The sequence below is a fragment of the Exiguobacterium aestuarii genome (assembly GCF_020171655.1).
Taxonomy (GTDB): Bacteria; Bacillota; Bacilli; order Exiguobacteriales; family Exiguobacteriaceae; genus Exiguobacterium; species Exiguobacterium aestuarii_A.
On sequence record NZ_JAIVAC010000003.1, the window covers coordinates 153,757 to 170,839 of the forward strand.

General features: G+C 49.3%; 17 protein-coding genes and 1 riboswitch. Of the genes, 4 read left to right on the plus strand and 13 right to left on the minus strand.

The features are described 5' to 3' along the window. Positions 1–40 precede the first annotated feature (40 nt). The 7 genes from dapD to LCM29_RS13425 form a co-directional block, all read right to left on the minus strand. Complete coding sequence (gene dapD, locus LCM29_RS13395) at positions 41–748, minus strand: 2,3,4,5-tetrahydropyridine-2,6-dicarboxylate N-acetyltransferase (RefSeq protein WP_224863379.1); 708 nt, start codon at positions 746–748, stop codon at positions 41–43. After that, complete coding sequence (gene dapB / locus LCM29_RS13400; protein ID WP_224863381.1) at positions 726–1,475, minus strand: 4-hydroxy-tetrahydrodipicolinate reductase; 750 nt, start codon at positions 1,473–1,475, stop codon at positions 726–728. Before dapB ends, dapD begins: the two co-directional genes overlap by 23 nt. Beyond that, complete coding sequence (gene dapA, locus LCM29_RS13405; RefSeq protein ID WP_224863383.1) at positions 1,472–2,353, minus strand: 4-hydroxy-tetrahydrodipicolinate synthase; 882 nt, start codon at positions 2,351–2,353, stop codon at positions 1,472–1,474. Before dapA ends, dapB begins: the two co-directional genes overlap by 4 nt. Before the next feature lie 12 nt (positions 2,354–2,365). Continuing rightward, positions 2,366–3,361 carry an aspartate-semialdehyde dehydrogenase gene (locus tag LCM29_RS13410; protein ID WP_224863385.1) on the minus strand — a complete coding sequence of 332 codons (996 nt, stop codon included), beginning with the start codon at positions 3,359–3,361 and terminating at the stop codon, positions 2,366–2,368. A gap of 12 nt (positions 3,362–3,373) precedes the next feature. Continuing rightward, a complete protein-coding gene (locus LCM29_RS13415) occupies positions 3,374–4,573 on the minus strand; it encodes an aspartate kinase (protein WP_412093992.1) in 1,200 nt (399 codons plus the stop codon). Positions 4,574–4,687: 114 nt separating this feature from the next. Then, positions 4,688–4,867: riboswitch (Lysine riboswitch) on the minus strand. Between the two features lie 77 nt (positions 4,868–4,944). After that, complete coding sequence (locus LCM29_RS13420) at positions 4,945–5,373, minus strand: GNAT family N-acetyltransferase (RefSeq protein WP_224863389.1); 429 nt, start codon at positions 5,371–5,373, stop codon at positions 4,945–4,947. Further along, positions 5,367–6,527 carry an alanyl-tRNA editing protein gene (locus LCM29_RS13425; protein ID WP_224863391.1) on the minus strand — a complete coding sequence of 387 codons (1,161 nt, stop codon included), beginning with the start codon at positions 6,525–6,527 and terminating at the stop codon, positions 5,367–5,369. Before LCM29_RS13425 ends, LCM29_RS13420 begins: the two co-directional genes overlap by 7 nt. Before the next feature lie 96 nt (positions 6,528–6,623). Here LCM29_RS13425 and LCM29_RS13430 point away from each other — a divergent pair, with 96 nt between their 5' ends. Beyond that, positions 6,624–7,352, plus strand: coding sequence for a GntR family transcriptional regulator (locus LCM29_RS13430; RefSeq protein ID WP_074032977.1), 729 nt, complete (start codon positions 6,624–6,626; stop codon positions 7,350–7,352). 496 nt (positions 7,353–7,848) lie between these two features. Here the strand turns inward: LCM29_RS13430 and LCM29_RS13435 are convergent, their stop codons facing one another. The 4 genes from LCM29_RS13435 to LCM29_RS13450 form a co-directional block, all read right to left on the minus strand. After that, entirely contained in the window at positions 7,849–8,952 is a 1,104-nt protein-coding gene (locus LCM29_RS13435) for an LCP family protein (RefSeq protein WP_214747437.1), read from the minus strand. A gap of 150 nt (positions 8,953–9,102) precedes the next feature. Further along, positions 9,103–9,867, minus strand: coding sequence for a glucosamine-6-phosphate deaminase (gene nagB / locus LCM29_RS13440; protein WP_224863394.1), 765 nt, complete (start codon positions 9,865–9,867; stop codon positions 9,103–9,105). Further along, a complete protein-coding gene (gene nagA, locus LCM29_RS13445) occupies positions 9,864–11,012 on the minus strand; it encodes an N-acetylglucosamine-6-phosphate deacetylase (protein WP_214747443.1) in 1,149 nt (382 codons plus the stop codon). The genes nagB and nagA overlap by 4 nt, the downstream gene beginning before the upstream one ends. A 117-nt stretch (positions 11,013–11,129) precedes the next feature. After that, positions 11,130–12,491: an MATE family efflux transporter gene (locus LCM29_RS13450; protein WP_214747446.1), complete on the minus strand. Its 1,362-nt coding sequence runs from the start codon at positions 12,489–12,491 to the stop codon at positions 11,130–11,132. Positions 12,492–12,530: 39 nt separating this feature from the next. Here LCM29_RS13450 and LCM29_RS13455 point away from each other — a divergent pair, with 39 nt between their 5' ends. Beyond that, a complete protein-coding gene (locus LCM29_RS13455; protein WP_224863396.1) occupies positions 12,531–13,304 on the plus strand; it encodes a CHAD domain-containing protein in 774 nt (257 codons plus the stop codon). Here LCM29_RS13455 and glsA read toward each other — a convergent pair. Both glsA and LCM29_RS13465 read right to left on the minus strand, forming a co-directional pair. Continuing rightward, on the minus strand, positions 13,301–14,242 hold the full coding sequence (gene glsA, locus LCM29_RS13460) for a glutaminase A (protein WP_074032972.1): 942 nt from the start codon (positions 14,240–14,242) through the stop codon (positions 13,301–13,303). The two genes, LCM29_RS13455 and glsA, sit on opposite strands and share 4 nt — an antisense overlap. 48 nt (positions 14,243–14,290) lie before the next feature. After that, positions 14,291–14,455, minus strand: coding sequence for a hypothetical protein (locus LCM29_RS13465; protein WP_224863398.1), 165 nt, complete (start codon positions 14,453–14,455; stop codon positions 14,291–14,293). A gap of 115 nt (positions 14,456–14,570) precedes the next feature. Here LCM29_RS13465 and hemG point away from each other — a divergent pair, with 115 nt between their 5' ends. Then, a complete protein-coding gene (hemG, locus tag LCM29_RS13470) occupies positions 14,571–15,935 on the plus strand; it encodes a protoporphyrinogen oxidase (RefSeq protein WP_224863400.1) in 1,365 nt (454 codons plus the stop codon). Beyond that, positions 15,932–17,014 carry a TIGR04053 family radical SAM/SPASM domain-containing protein gene (locus LCM29_RS13475; protein WP_224863402.1) on the plus strand — a complete coding sequence of 361 codons (1,083 nt, stop codon included), beginning with the start codon at positions 15,932–15,934 and terminating at the stop codon, positions 17,012–17,014. The genes hemG and LCM29_RS13475 overlap by 4 nt, the downstream gene beginning before the upstream one ends. Positions 17,015–17,083 lie beyond the last annotated feature (69 nt).

Genomic DNA, 17,083 nt, shown 5'->3' on the forward strand with positions numbered 1-17,083 from the left:
CTCCCATTCCTCATTGTTTATATTTTCTGTCTATTATACGTTAGAGAGAGCGTAAGTCATCAACAAGTTGCGTTTTTTCAGAAGTTTTTTCATCTTTCTGCTTGATGACGCGTGCAGGTGTACCCGCGACGACCACACCTGGAGGCACATCTTGCGTGACGACACTTCCAGCTGCGACTACTGCATTTTCGCCGACGCGAACCCCTTCCAAGATGACAGCGTTCGCTCCGATCATGACACCATCTTCAATGATGACTGGATCTTTTGAAGGTGGCTCAAGGACACCGGCGACCACGGCACCTGCTCCGAGGTGAACATTTTTTCCGAGCGTTCCGCGTGCTCCGATGACGGCGTTCATGTCGACCATCGAACCTTCTCCGATGACTGCCCCGATGTTGACGACAGCCCCCATCATGACGACAGCGTTGTTTCCGATTTGAACGTGGTCACGGATAAACGAACCTGGTTCAATTCGTGCGTTGAGTTGTGTCGTATCGAGCATCGGAACGGCACTGTTGCGACGATCATATTCAAGGTGTGAATCGGTGATGACTGACGCATTCGCTTCTAAGAAAGCTGCTGCGCGCTCCGCCGTCGTCAAGAACAGTTTCGATTCGTCTGTACCGAATGCTTTCGCTTCTTCGATTTCAAGACCTGCCAATTGGCCGTTGACGTAAAGTTTTACCGGTGTTTCCTTTTTAGCATCTTTAATATATTGTGCGATTTCATAAGCGTTTGTGAGTAACATGAGTAGCCTCCTCGTATAAGTTCGATAGATTATAAAGTCCTGCGGGGCGATCGATAATCGTTGCCGCTGCAGCGAGTGCCCCGTTTGCAAACACGCGTTTGGATAACGCGGTATGTTTCAATTCAATCATTTCATCATCTCCAGCGAAAAGCACGGTATGTTCCCCGAAGATTGTGCCCCCACGAATCGAGTGCATCCCTAACTCTTCGGCGCCACGCGCTTCCCGACGTGATGTTCGTTCGTAAATCGGTGTCACCTCTCGCTTCGCTTCGATGGCGCGGGCCAACAGCTCCGCCGTGCCGCTCGGTGCGTCCACTTTCTTCCGGTGGTGCGCCTCGATGACCTCGATATCATAGCCGAGCGTGAGCGGAACGAGTTGATCGAGTAACTGCTTCAACAGAGCAATCCCATACGATGTGTTATACGACTGAAAAATCGGGATGTCTGATGATGCTTCTTCGATATCCGCAAGTTCCTCAGGTGTGAATCCTGTCGTCGCGATGACGAGCGGAATGTTACGTGACCGTCCGAATGCAAGCAAGTCAGGGAGTAGTGCCGGATTTGAAAAATCAATGACGACATCGACTTGTGCATCCACCTCGTCTAATGATGCCAGATGCTCGTCACTCCCAGGTGAAACAATAGCCGAGACGTTCACGCCTTGCGTGTTGGCGACTTCTTCGACGATTCGTCCCATCGCACCGAATCCGTGGATGAGTACATTCATTGTCTCACCTCGTTAAACTGCTCCATCGCCGATAGCAATTTCGCTTCGGCCGTCGCGCTCATCGGGACGAGCGGAAGACGTGGCGCACCAAATTCAAATCCTCTCGCTTGAAGAGCGGCCTTCACAGGAATCGGATTCACTTCTGCGAAAAGTTCGTCGATCACGGGGAGGAGGCGCAATTGCCATGTGCGCGCCGTCTGAAGATCACCTGCTAAAAGTGCTTCTGCCAAGGCGACGGTCGCACCCGGATAAACGTTCGATAACACTGAAACGACCCCTTGAGCGCCCCAAGCCATATATGGCAAAATTTGATCGTCATTCCCGCAGTAGACGGTGAATCCTTCCGGAAGATGAGCCATCATCTGTGCCATGACCGAGATATCTCCACTCGCCTCTTTCAAGGCCGTGATGCGCGGATGTTCCGCAAGCTCCCCGACCGTTTCGGGAGCCAGGGCAACGCCGGTCCGTGACGGGACGTTATATAGCATGAGCGGAATCGGTGATGCATCCGCAATCGCTGTAAAGTGAGCGAGAAGCCCAGCTTGTGTTGACTTGTTATAGTACGGGGTAACGACCATCGCCATTTCCGCTCCAAGTTCTGCGGCGCGCTTCGTTTTTTCGATACTGACAGCCGTGTTGTTTGATCCCGTTCCCGCGATGATCACCGCTCGACCGTTTGCGACCTCTACTGCTCGAACGAGCAAAGTCTCGAACTCCTCATTCGTCAGTGTCATTCCTTCGCCGGTCGTTCCACCGATGACGAGTCCACTTACTCCCTCTTGAATTTGGTCTTCAATCAATGCTGTCCATGCCTCTAAGTTTAACTGTCCATCTTCTTGAAACGGTGTCGCTAGTGCTGTCGCAACTCCTGTGAACATGTCATCTCCTCCTTATTTTGTCGCTGTTTGACTGATCATGCATTGTGCGATTTGAACCGCATTTGCCGCTGCGCCTTTTCGAACATTATCCGCGACGCACCACAAATGGAATGTATTCGGCTGTGAGTCATCCCGGCGAATCCGACCGACATACACCTCATCGGTTCCGTTTGCATCGAGTGGTGTCGGATATGAAAGTTCGGCTGGGTTGTCCATAATCACGACACCTGGCGCATCTGCGAGTACGGCTTTGACTTCTGCGACTGTCGCATCCCGTTCGAGCGTCACCGTGATGGATACCGCATGACTGTTTCGTACTGGCACTCGGACACAAGTGGCCGTTACGCCAAGGTTCGGCGCGTTCAAAATTTTACGCGTCTCTTCAATCATTTTTTGTTCTTCTTTCGTATAGCCATTTTCTAAGAAGACATCGATTTGCGGCAATACATTATCATAAATCGGATACGGATAATTCGTCGGATCCTCACCGCGAGCACCGCGTTCGAGGTCATCAATCCCTTTTTGACCCGAACCGGATACGGCTTGATAAGACGTATAGGCGACTCGCGTCAACCCATATACTTCCGATAGCGGCGCGAGCGCGACGACCGATTGAATCGTTGAACAGTTCGGGTTCGCAATGAGCGTCTTCTCCGGGCTGAGTTCGACTCGATTCACTTCCGGTACGATAAGCGGAATTCCTTCTTGCATTCGGAATGCGCTTGAGTTGTCGATGACGATGACCCCTTGTTCACTTAAGCGTGGTGCATACTGTTCGCTGATACTTCCACCGGCAGAGAACAAGGCGATATCGATTGGGTCCGCATAAATCGAATCGTTCAATTCACGAATCACAATCGATTGTCCGTTCACTTCGACTGTCTTCCCTGCCGAACGGGCCGAAGCGTATAGTCTCAGTTCACTGATTGGAAATTCGTATTCGGTTAAGACGTCAATCATTTTTTGTCCGACGGCGCCCGTTGCGCCGACGACAGCTACGTTATACATCGTGCTCCCCCCTTATAAGTTGAAGCGAGCCGCAATGGCTGCGACTGCCGCTTCCACGTCTTGTTCTTGAATCGTGTAGGAAATGCTAATCTCAGATGTCGTGACTTGATAGAACGGAATCCCCATCTCGCGGAATGTTGCGAAGAGTTCTGATGCGACACCGGTCGCGTCTCGCATACCGATTCCGACGACCGAAATTTTTGCGTGTTCCGTATGGCGATCGATTTTGATTTGTGGCAAGGTCGCTGTTAATTCTGCGAGTGCCTCTTCTAAGAACGCCTCTTCATCGAGTGGACATGTGAACGAAAGGAACACTTCGCCATCGAACGCCGTCTGTGAAATCATATCGATATTGACGTGACGTTCGGACAATCGCTCAAAGATGTCCGCGACTCCGGCTGTCGTGTGCGGGATGTGTTTAATTGAGACACTGAGTACGTTTTTGACGACACTTACACTCGTGACTGCTTTCTGTTCCATTGCTTGCGTCGTATCCATGATCCATGTTCCTCCTTCGCTCGAGAGCGTCTTTCCAACAAAAATATTCACGTCATACTTTTTCGCGAGCTCGACGCTTCGCATTTCCATGACTTTAGAGCCGAGTGCACTCATCTCCATCATTTCATCATAAGAGACGGTGTCGAGGCGCTTCGCCGTCGGATGAATCCGCGGGTCCGTCGTATATACCCCAGCCACATCCGTATAAATTTCACAACGTTGACTGAGGACGGCCGCAAGTGCGACTGCTGTCGTATCCGAACCGCCACGCCCGAGTGTCGTAACGTCTCCCGCTTCATTCACACCTTGGAAACCAGCGACGATTAAAACATCGTACTGACGCAACTTCTCATGCAATACTTCTTTACGAATCGCTTTGATTTTGCTCTTCGTATGGATGCCCATCGTATCAATCCCGGCTTGTTGTCCGGTGAGTGAAATGGCAGGTACCCCTCGCGAGTTCAAGGCGATGCTGAGTAGACTGATCGTCTGTTCTTCCCCGACGGCGAGTAGCCGATCGAGTTCACGAATCATCGGGCGCTCCGTGATTTGTTTAGCGAGCGACAGGAGCGAGTCCGTCGTCTTGCCCATTGCTGATACGACGACGACCAATTTTTCACCGGTCGCCACACGTGTTTGTAAATAGTCTGAAATGGCTTGTATTTGTTCGATTGTGGCAACAGAGCTGCCTCCAAATTTCAGTACGGTTGTCATCAAGTTCCCCACTTTCAAGATGTCCACCAACAGAAAAAGCGGCAGACCGGTAGGAAGCACTCTCCCTACGGTCTGCCGCTTGTACGCGCAGTTGAAAAACGATTAAAGAATCGTTCCGTAGATAGCGCTCCATGGTAGTTGACCATGGCAGTGTAGGCGTTATTCACGACTACCCCAGCCTTCGTTCACACGCACGTGAACGTCGACTTCGGCGAATTTCCCCTTTCGGCTCGGTCCGGAGTGCGTCCGTTTCAACCAAGCTTACTCATGTCATTCGCAACCTCTATCTGTCAGTTGTTAGTATTAGTTATAACAAAACGAAATCTTCTTGCCAACCTTTTTTTAGAAAAATGGGATATTTCAAAAAAGAGTTACCACGTTTTCCGCATCATACGGTGTGGAATATTGGCATCTAAAAATTCATCTCCGAACGCCTCGTACCCGATTTTTTCGTAGAACGGAAGCGCCGTTAACTGTGCACCTAGGCGCAGTTCGCTTAATCCTTGATGTTTTGCGACATGTTCGATTTCGTCCATGATTTCTTTTCCATATCCATGACCTCGGGCCGTCTGAATCGTCGCCACCCGCTCCACTTTCCCGACAGTCGAGTCTACCGGGCGAAGACGTGCTGTCGTCACCGGTTGCGCGTCAAGGAGACCGACCACGTGCGTACAGACATCATCTAAATCATCGTATTCGAGACTCGCATCGATTCCTTGTTCCTGAACGAATACGATTTCCCGTACTTGTTTGGCCTGCTCAATCAACTCGGCTTCTTTTCCCGATTGAATCGTCAACATGGTAAGACCCCCTCTTGTAATCGTCTCACGATTTCTTCCATCCCTCGTTCAAGTTCTATGACCGAAGTGAATCGTGCTTGTGCCTGCTTATGGTTTCCACCACCGCGACCAATCTTCATTTCTTGAAGGGCCGCACGAAGAAATGTTCCGACCGCGATGTCATGAGTCCCATCATGCATGACAAATAATTTTTGCGTACTGTAGTTGGCTCCGACCGCTATTCGTCCGGTCGCTGCGATTCGTTCAACAATTGCGGTCGTCAACGTTTCGGCTTCCGTTCGTCCCACATGTAACGCTACATAGTTGTCTTCTTGTAAGACTGCCTTCACTTTCGCTTTCGCAATCCGTTCTTCGAGCGTCTTGATTTCTTTTTCACGTTCAAGACGAATCGTGTGCTCTTCAATTACGCGTGCCGCCACCGATTCATTCGTCGTCGAGAACGTGTGGTGGATTGTCCGTAACGCTTCTCGTGCTCGTTGTGTCGCTTTCAACGCCCGATTACCAGCCACATACGTCAAGCGGATGTTTCCTCTCACTTTTTTGAGCGTCGTCACGTGAATCGTACCAAGTTGCCCTGTCGTTTCCACGTGTGTCCCACCGCACGCGTTATAATCAAGCCCTTCGATTTCGACGATTCGAATCATCCCTGTTCGATCGGTCGCTTTCCGTAAGCGCGTCCGGTCCACTTTTTCTTCTGCGATTTCATACACATGAATCGGATAATTCTCAAAGATGAGTTGCTGCATCTCTTGCTCAAGAGCTTCAACTTGAGCCCAGTCCATCCCTGCCGTCTCAATCTCAATGGACGAATCCTCTTCCCCAATTCCAAAACTGAGCGTACGAATGCCGTGACGATCTTCCAAAATCGCCGTTAACAAGTGTTGGGCAGTATGCTGGATGGAATGGTCTCGTCTCACATGTTCATTGATCCGAGCCACTACTGGTGTTCCGGTAGGTAATGCCGCTGACAACAGATGCCACACTTCACCTTCCTTGAGTTGCACATCTAATACGTCATGCGAATCAATCCATCCCCGGTCTGCCGGTTGCCCCCCACCTTCCGCATAAAAAGGACTATGCTCGAGTGTATGCCAATGACCTTTTCCATCCTCGCTTACTGAGGTCACGATTGTATTGACTGTATATTGATTCATCTTGTCCTCCACCTTCTCTCTATAAATCTGTTCAGACAACTAGTCTAATTTCGTCTATAATGAAACATACATCTTCTCAGTCAGGAGCGAAATGATATGTTAGAAATCGATAAACAATCTCCGTTACCTATTTATTATCAAATTGAAGCGTACTTAAAGCAACAAATTGATGACGGATTGTTAAAGCCAGGAGACACGCTACCTTCAGAACGTGAATTCTCCGAACAATTTCATGTCAGTCGCATGACGATTCGTCAAGCAATCATGAACCTCGTCAACGCCGGTTATTTGAGCCGTCAAAAAGGACGAGGCACATTCGTCGCGAGCCAAAAGATTGCCATGACGTTGTCCGGACTGACGAGTTTTTCTGAAGAAATCAAACATCGTGGCATGCGACCACTCAGTCGTCTTTTGTCCTACGAGGTCATCCCGGCAACGGATCGAATCGCCCAACAACTGAGTATCCCGAATCAAACACCGGTATACGAAATGAAGCGGCTCCGACTCGCAGACGACCATCCGCTCGCGCTCGAGACCGCCTACATTCCTGTCCGTTTATTGCCTGACTTGACGAAAGAAGACGCGACCGGTTCCATTTATGCATACGCCGAACAGCACGGTTTACGTTTGAAAAATGCAACACAGACACTCGAAGCCCGCAGCGCCGGTCCCGAGGAAGCGAAACTGCTGACCATCTCTCCAAACGCACCGGTATTGCTGATCGATCAACGTACCTATCTCGAGAACGGTGACATGTTTGAATATAGTCGCTCGCTCTTTCGTGGAGACTCCTATTCGTTAACCGTTGCGATGGATCGCATATAACGCACGAAACAGAAATACGATTATCTACCTTCTTTTCGACTCATATTGGAACTAAGCAATCTTATTCTACGTATATAGATGTCAAGGGGGGAGGACATTGCCTAAGGTAATCGATATCATGAAATATCGAAAACTCGCATTACTTTGTTTATTTATCTCAATCCCAATTAGTATGATCAATATCCTTATAGGCTCGACATGGTTGGCGATTTTAGGAGCATCTTTATTTGTAATTTTCCTCGCCATATCCCTCACTTTATGGAAATGTCCACAGTGTAAAAGACGACTCCCATTACGATTTGACCATGACACTGATGTGGAGGATGTATATCGCTGTCCTTACTGTGAGACCAAATTTTTGAGTGGGAAAATCATTGACTAAATCAGTTTTCAAGCAACCCCACACAAAAAATCGGTCTGACCTGAAATGCATTGCCACATAAAAAACGCTCAGAAAATGAATTCTGAGCGTTTTGCATTTTTCGTAAGTCAAACTTTATTGCGCTTCGTACGTTACCCCACTCGGGTCTAACGTGTAAGACTCTAATTCCGTATCCGTCATCGGCTCCACAGGATTTCCTGCGTCCGCTTGCTGCACACGATAGCGTACTTCTTCAAGAAGCGGTTCATTCAAGAAATAGTAGAAGTGGCCGTCATCTGCACGGGCGCCTTCACCTGTCAATTGATATTGCACCGTATTGTGTAGTGCACCGACATCTTCAATCAAACGCATATAGTCATTCGGTCCGAGCGTCGTCTGCATGTTGTCGCCCACGGCTTTCAAGACCTTATCATAGTTATTGATGAGTGACGTGCCAAGTGACTGTTCGAGCACGGCATTAATGACTTCCATCTGGCGTTGTCCACGCCCGATGTCTCCACGTGGGTCGTCATATCGGTTACGGACATAGGCGAGTGCCTCTTCACCAGAAAGTTGCTGAAGTCCTTCTTCGATTTGTACGGTCTCACGTGAGGCGTCATAGCTGTTTTGTTGTGATGAGAATGGAACGTCGATCTCAACACCACCGACTGCATCGATGAAATCCACAAATCCTTGGAAGTTGAGCGAGACGACATGGTCGATTTCAACGCCGACCAAGTCCTCAATCGTGTTTGTTGCCATACGCATCCCGTTGTTCGGGTTCGATTCATCCATGGAACCGAAATAGTAGGCATGTGTGATCTTATCTTGATCAAGACCTGTCTTTCCATAAGGGATATTGTATCCTGTGTAATCGATATTGACGTACGAGTCACGCGGGATACTGAGCATCGTCGTCTGCTTTTCTTTCTTGTTCAGAATGACGACAATCATGACATCCGAGCGTCCAAACTCTCCACGCGCTTTCTTTTGTGGAGAAAGGTCTGTCCCTAAAATCAAAAACGACTCCGTATCTTCTTTGTCAAAGCGAGTAGGTTCAACCGTCGGGTCGTCCTCTAGCGTGACTTGGGTGCCGGACAACATGTTGTGTGCTTTATAAAATGCGGTACCGTAAATGCTAGACCCAGCAATAATCGCAATCAGCACAAGGGCACTAAAGACTTTATAAAACGCAGACGGACCTTTGCGCTGTCTACGAGTATGTGTTCTAGAATTCATAATGGTCTCCTTCGAGTCAAAGTAATGAGCTTCACTCATTATAGAGGAAAGTGTGAAATTTGTCGAAAACGTTTTGATGACAAATTCATTTCTTTACATTTTCCCACAGTTGAAAACAGAAAAACCCACGGAGATGTCTCCGCAGGTTGATTAAGCCCGAATGGTGAAAAATCGCGTTGCCGCTTCTTGTCCTCGTGCTTGAAGAGCTTCTGCACAGCGCGATGCCGCCGCTTCATCGAGTACGACCGTCACACCTGGATGCGCTTGAAGGATCGTCGCCGGCCAGTCGACCGTCGGTACACTTTCAATCATATGTTGTACGGCCTCTGCTTTTCGCTCGCCCGTCGCCACAAGGACAATCTCACGCGCATTCATGATTGTATCGAGTCCCATTGTGATCGCATGCGTCGGAACATCTTCCAATCGGTCAAAAAAGCGACGGTTTGCCTCTCGTGTGGATTCGGTGAGTTCGGTCACATGTGTCTTCGCATCAAGCGCCGTGCCCGGTTCATTAAATGCGATGTGACCATTTTCCCCGATACCGAGAAGTTGTAAGTCGACACCAAGCTTCCGAACGAGTCCTTCGTAGCGAGCCGCCTCCGCTTCAGGGTCTGGTGCATCACCTTGAGGAAGATGGCTTTGTTTGAACGGCACTTTGTCAAACAAACGATCTTTCATAAAGCGGTTGTAGCTTTGTGGATGCTCTGGTGATAGACCGATGTATTCATCTAAATTGACGCTCGTCACATGGCTACAATCGAGCGCGTCTTGTTTAAACATTTGATACATCCCGACCGGCGTGCTGCCTGTCGCGAGACCGAGTACGAAGTCATGCTTCCCTGAAATCCGTTCTTTAATGAGCGAATAGGCGATACGTTCCGCGTCATTCGCTGTCTTTGCGACTAATACGTTCATCGTTGTTCCTCCCGTTCATATGCAATGTTTCCTTTGACGATTGTCATTTGAACATGTGCACTGTCATCCCAAACGACAAGGTCCGCATCAAACCCCGATTTGATGTCTCCTTTTGTCGTCAATCCGAATTCTTTTGCCGCATTCGTCGAAGTCATTTTGACCGCTTCTTCCACCGTACATCCCGTATACGCTTGAATATTTCGGAATGCCGCATCCATCGTCAAGACACTCCCGGCGAGATTCCCTGCTTCAAGACGGGCAGCACCTCCTTCTACGATGACGGGTTGACCCCCAAGTTCATACTGTCCGTCAGGCAGACCTTTCGCCCGCATCGCATCCGTGATGACGACGAGTTCATCCGCTCCTTTTAAGCGGTAAGCAAAATCGACCATCTCCGGACGACTGTGAATCCCATCTGGAATGATTTCGGTCATGACACCTTTCTCTAAGAGACAATATCCGACCGTTCCCGGTTCTCGATGATGCAAGCCTCTCATTTGGTTATATAAGTGTGTTCCATGTTTGACGCCAGCCTGCTTATTCTCTTCAAACGTCGCACTCGTGTGTCCCGCTGAACCGATTGCACCCGATTCACGAAGGGCTGCTTCAAATGCTCGGGCTCCCGGCCGTTCCGGTGCATACGTGACGAGTCGGATATGACCACCGGCAAGCTCTTGCCACTTTCGGAATTGTTCCGCATCCGGATCAATGATATGTTCTGCTGGTTGTGCACCCGCCATCTCCACATTGACGAATGGCCCCTCTAAATGAATCCCAACGATGGTCGTATCGTCTGACTCAATGACGTTCCGAACTGCTGTCAACGCCCGTTCAATCGCTTCTTTCGACTGGGTGATCGTGGTCGCAAAGAATGACGTGACACCCTCTTGAAGCATGTCTTCACTTAATTGACGAAGCCGTGACTCGTCCGCGTCCATCGTATCGACTTCATACCCCCCGTGTATATGAACATCGATGAGGCCAGGCGTGACGAGCGCACCCGAGACATCGATGACGCTCTCGTCTCGTTGCTTAAATTGTTCCATTGATCCGATTTCTTCAATCGATTGGTCACTCCATCTGATATACCCACGCTCCCACGTTTGTTCCGCTGACACGATATGAGCATTAATCAATGTCCCCATCGCTTCACCACTCCTTCTTTTGTTTTCCTCCATGTTATCATATCGAATAAAAGTATAGTTGTATAGACCAATTTTAGATAAATAAAAGATTGTTCACAATTGTGAACAATCTTTGTGTCATGACGTCGATTGAAGCGTCCCGAAGCGACGGACAATCCACACTAGTCGGAGGAATAATAAGACCGCTCCAGCAGCCAGTCCTGCAATCAACCCAATCCAATAGCCATCCGGTCCAAATCCAGCATGCTCCGCCAACACATAACCGAGTGGTAAGCCGATGACCCAATAGGCGACGAGAGAGAGAACTAACGTAATGTTGACGTCTTTGAAGCCTCGTAAAATCCCTTGAATCGGTGCGGCGACAGCATCTGATAACTGGAAGAACACGGCGAAAATCATGAAGTGTGCCGCAAGGTCCACGACTGTCGGGTCATTCGTATAAATGGCTGCGACGCGTTCGTTTTGCCAAAATAAGAAAGCACCCGAGAAGATGGAGACACCTAGACAAAGCGAAATCCCAATCTTCGCATATCGAACGGCGTCCTGTAGTCGTTTCGCACCAAGTTCATACCCGACGACAATCGTCAACGCGCTCGATGCCGACAACGGGAGCATGTACACAAACGACGCAAAGTTAATGGCCGCTTGGTGTGCCGCGACGATTTGGTCACCGTATGAGCTAAGCAGTAGCGTGACTGCCGCAAAGATGCTGACCTCGGCGAAGATCGCTAGCCCGATTGGTGTCCCGAGTTGTAACAACTCTTTTTGTCTGAGCCAAACGATTCGCTCTGATGTCCGTAAGAACTTGTACTCGCGGAACGGTTTTCCGTTTCGGACGAAAAAGAATGCCATGAAAAAGAGCAACCAATAGGTGATGCTCGAGGCGATTCCTGCTCCGACGCCACCGTACGCCGGAATCCCGAGTTTTCCAAAGATGAAGATGTAATTTAATCCGACATTAATGGGTAACCCTAATAGTATGAGGATCATCGAGACCCTCGTCTTGCCAAGCGCATCCATGAGCGTGCGAAGCACGTTGAACAAGAACATCGGCAAGACACCGAAACCAAGCGCAAGTAAGTATTGGGTCGCGGTTCGCTTCCCTTCCGTACTAAGCCCCATCCCTTCGATTGCGAGTGGCACGAGGAAAGACCCTAATGTCAGCGTGATTACACTGAGCATGATGGCTAAGTAGATGCCTTGAAATAGCGTACGTTGAATTTGTTGACGGTCCCGCGCGCCGAGCGCTTGTGACACGATTGGAGCAACTGCCAACAAGATTCCGCTAAGCCCGGTGTAAACGGGCATCCAAAGACTCGAACCGACACCGACGCCAGCCAAGTCGACGGCGCCTGCGCGTCCGGACATGACGGTATCAAAAAAGCTAATCAAATAAAAAGACACTTGCGTAACTAGGATTGGAAAGAAAATCGTAAAGAACAGTTTGATTTTTTCGTTTAATGAATGTGTTTGGTACATGGACAACCCTCATCTCTTTTTCAGAAAGGAAACAATATCATGAATCAACGGCATGCAGAAAAACTTAAATTTGAACTGTTAGAAACGTGGAACACGTTTAACCATTACGTGACCGAGGCCCTCTCGTTCAACAATTCCGAGGACATTCATCGCGCCCGCGTTCATTTACGAAAGCTGATCACGTTCATGCAGATCTTTGAGACGAAGCCCGCGACGTTCCGGCAACTCAAACAATTGATGGAGGCACTCGGTCATGTCCGTGACCTCGATGTCCTCATCGAACAATTTGATGTAAAAACAGAGCTCGACGAAGTATTTCTACAAACCATGGAAAAACAACGGGCCATCGAACGGACCATTCTCTCGACACGAGTCAGTGAAAAGATGACTCCCTCACTCGACCAACAAATTCGTCGTTTCATCGGCGGACCGTTGTTTCGTGCGCTTAAAAAAACGAACGCCTCTCCGATGTTAGAAAAGGCGAAAAGCGAACGCAAACAACGAATTCGCATCTATCATGAACAATCGAGTGGAAAAGAACAAATCGAAGCGCTCCATAAGGTTCGCTTAGCCGTGAAACGTGAACGATACTTGCATGAATATTTGTTAAACTACGAGTCGGACGCGTCAATCGACACCGTCCGTACGTTAAAAAAGATGCAAACCGAACTCGGTGAGATGAATGACCATGATCAACTGTTGAAGCGTTGGCTGGCCTTCACCCCTCCTACCGACCTGCAATCCCCGTACGACAAAAAAATTGAAGTCTTACAGCAAGAACTTGATGAATCCGTGAAGCACCTATCAATTTAACGCGATGTATACCGTTCAATCAATAGTTCGAGCAACTTCATCCCCGCAATCGAATTCCCTTTTGAATCAAGCGCCGGACCGAAGATGCCAAACCCGACGTTATTCAAATCTAGTTCGTGGTTTCCGACTGCTAAAATCGCACCTGACACCCCGCTCTTGCCGGGAAGTCCGACACGGACGGCGAACTCGCCTGATGCATCGTACATGCCACATGTCGTCATGATGGCTTTGACGATCCGGACGACACGACGGGGAATCAATTCTTCACCTGTCTCCGGGTCTTCCCCGTTCCCTGCGAAGACACGCCCGATTCGCGCCAAGTCAAAACAATCGATTTCAATGGCACATTGTTTCGTATATACGTCGATAATCTCATCGACGTCTCCTTCTACAATTCCATGATGGCGCATGAAATAGAGGAGTGCGCGATTCAAGTCGGTCGTCTCGTATTCAGAGCGAGCGACTTTTTCATCGTACGTAATCTCCTCTACGGGTCGATTCAACAAGGTCGCTAAAAATTGGCGGAACTGATAAATCTTTAAGTCAGCCGTCTCCCCTAAAATCATACTCGTCACCGCTAACGCCCCTGCATTGATCATCGGATTCAGTGGTTTTGAGGGGACCGTTTCCTCGAGTTTCGCGATCGAGTTGAACGCATCACCCGTCGGTTCCATCCCCACTTTTGAAAACACATAGTCTTCCCCAAATTCCATCAGCACATAACAAAGCGTCAGCGCCTTCGATACACTTTGAATCGTAAACTTGTGATGAACGTCCCCAGCGTGAATATACGTACCGTCCGGCAAACAAATCGCCACCCCGAGTAAATCGTTTTTCACATGCGCCAGTTCTGGGATGTAGTCCGCCACTTTCCCCTGAGCCGTATACGGACGACACTCATCAATCAAGTGGTTCAACTGTTGTTCGAGTACATTCATTCGATCACCTCATGTTCCATCAAATTTCAACCGGGTCATCTTATCATATTACCCGTCTGGCGGTCCATCTTCTTTATACCACTCTTCATCCGCCCAAATCACCGGTGGACTTTCTTCATCCCCGACCAATTTTTCCCCATGCCGATTCATCGTCACAATAAAACCAACCACACCTGACACAATGACAGTCGCGATAATGATGAAAGCCATCATTTCATCGTCCCCTTTCGAATTCGTGACAAATTTGTCTAGAACTCCGTGACACTTATCCTATGTCTGCGTCTATATTCTCGGTACCGTTAATACGACAAGAACTTTACAGAAATGGGTGAATCGATTGAATCAAATCGCAATTATCGGAGGTGGCATCGCCGGGCTGGCCGCAGCACATTATGCTAAAGAAGCCGGCGCACACGTCACACTGTTCGAGGCACAGGATCGTCTCGGCGGAAAAATCAAAACCATCTATCGAGATGGATTTACGTTAGAGACCGGGCCGGACGGTTATATGGCGCGTAAGCCGACCTTGACGTCTCTCATTACCGACCTCGGCCTTGAGGACCAACTCGTTCGTTCTAAAACCGGGACCTCTTACATTTACGTACGTCAACAACTGAGACAAATGCCAGCCGGATCGGTCATGGGTATTCCGACCAAGTTTTGGCCGATGGTAAAAACGGATCTCTTTACGTGGAGAGGGAAATTTCGTGCAGGACTCGACCTTGTCATTCCGCGTGTGTATGAAGGAGAGGACATCTCGCTCGACCGCTTCTTTCGGACGAGACTCGGATCAGAAGTCGTCGACACGATGATCGAGCCCCTTCTGTCCGGGATTTATAACGGAACGCTCGACGATATGAGCATCGAGTCTACTTTCCCTCAGTTTATCACGATTGAACAAAAAACTCGCAGTCTGATTCTCGGTATGAAAGCACTCACGCCCCCTTCTCAGGCTGGAGTGAAACCGTCTGAGACCGGAAAGTTTTTATCGCTCGATCAAGGACTCGGTGCACTCGTCGAGGCACTCCGTCCTTCCATTGACCGTCTCGTACTGAAGACAATCGTCAAGTCCGTAAGACCGCATGAAATCACATTGGCGGATGGAACGGTCGAGCAGTTTGACGGGATCATTCTTGCGACTTCCCCAAACATGCTCGGGCCGTTACTCGGTTTTCCGGAAGCCGAGAGTTTGTCGACTCGTAAGCGAACGTCCTCAATGACCGTTCTTGCCGCATTCGACGTATCAGAAGTCGATGCGCTAGACGGGACAGGTTACGTCATCGCCAAGTCTGAAGGTAACGCTTTGACCGCTTGCAGTTGGATGCATAAGAAGTGGCCACATATGGCACCTGAAGGGAAAGCGTTGATTCGGATGTATATCGGTTCTGATTATGTTTCCTCTTTGTTGCACGAAGATGATGATACGATTGCGACATTTGCCTTGCACGAACTCCGCCGTATTCAACAAGTCGGGACACCACTTTTCACGAAAGTCGAACGTCACGTTCAAACGATGCCCCAATATGAGGTCGGACATAAACAAGATGTCCGCGCCTTTGAAGAAGCACTCGCGAAGTGGGACGGGGTCGAGGCGTGTGGCGCCATTCTCCATGGGGTTGGCTTACCAGATTGTGTCGATTCCGCAAAACAAGCAGTCAACAACCTGAAACTCAAACAGGTGGTGACGGTATGAAACACATCGACTATAACGAGAACCCGTTTATCGTCATTTGGGAAGTGACACGTGCTTGCGCTCTCTCCTGTGTCCATTGCCGGGCCGAGGCACAGTTTCATCGATACGAAAATGAACTCGACACGGAAGAAGGGAAGGCACTCATTCGCGACACTCACGCGATGGACAATCCAATTCTCGTCTTCACAGGTGGAGATCCCCTCATGCGCGAAGATTTGTTTGAATTGACTGCGTACGCCTCATCTCTCGGGATGCGTGTCTCGATGACACCCTCTGCCACACCCCGCGTCACCCGTGACGCTGTGAAACGGGCAAAAGCTGCCGGGTTGTCACGTTGGGCGTTTTCCATCGACGGTCCGGATGCGCAGACACACGATTACTTTAGAGGAACACGCGGCAGTTTCGACCGTACCATCCGAGGAATCTCCTACTTCCGAGAAGAAGGCATGTCGTTTCAAATCAACACGACGGTGACCGAATATAACGTCGATCGCTTACCTGAAATGGCAAAACTCGTGGAGTCCCTCGGCGTATCGGTCTGGACGCTCTTTTTCCTTGTGCCGACCGGGCGAGGATCTCTGTTACAACCCATTTCTCCCGAGCGACATGAAGAGGTGCTGAAGTGGGCGTTCTCGTTACAAGAGACGGCGCCATTTATCATCTCGACGACGGAAGCCCAGTTTTATCGACGGGTGGCACGACAAGAAAATCAACGGCGAAAATCAGAGGGACTCCCTCCGATTGGGCATCCCCATGATGATTTGGCAAAGGCACCTCGCGGAACGAATGACGGGAACGGGTTTGTCTTTATCTCGCACACAGGTGACGTCCAACCTTCTGGATTTTTACCGATTCTTTGCGGGAATGTCAGAACGACACCACTCGCCGATATTTATCGTCATCATCCGATCTTCAAAGCGTTGCGTGATCCGGATAGTCATCACGGAAAGTGCGGATATTGCGAATATCGTTATCTATGTGGTGGTTCGCGGGCCAGAGCCTATGCGGTTACTGGTGATTATAAGGAGGCAGAACCGTACTGCATCTATCAGCCAGAACGTCCTCTCGTTTCACAATAAAGATTCCCATTTATTTCCTCACAGTGTAAGATGAGACTATATGAATCTGATGGTGAGAAGGGAGTCATG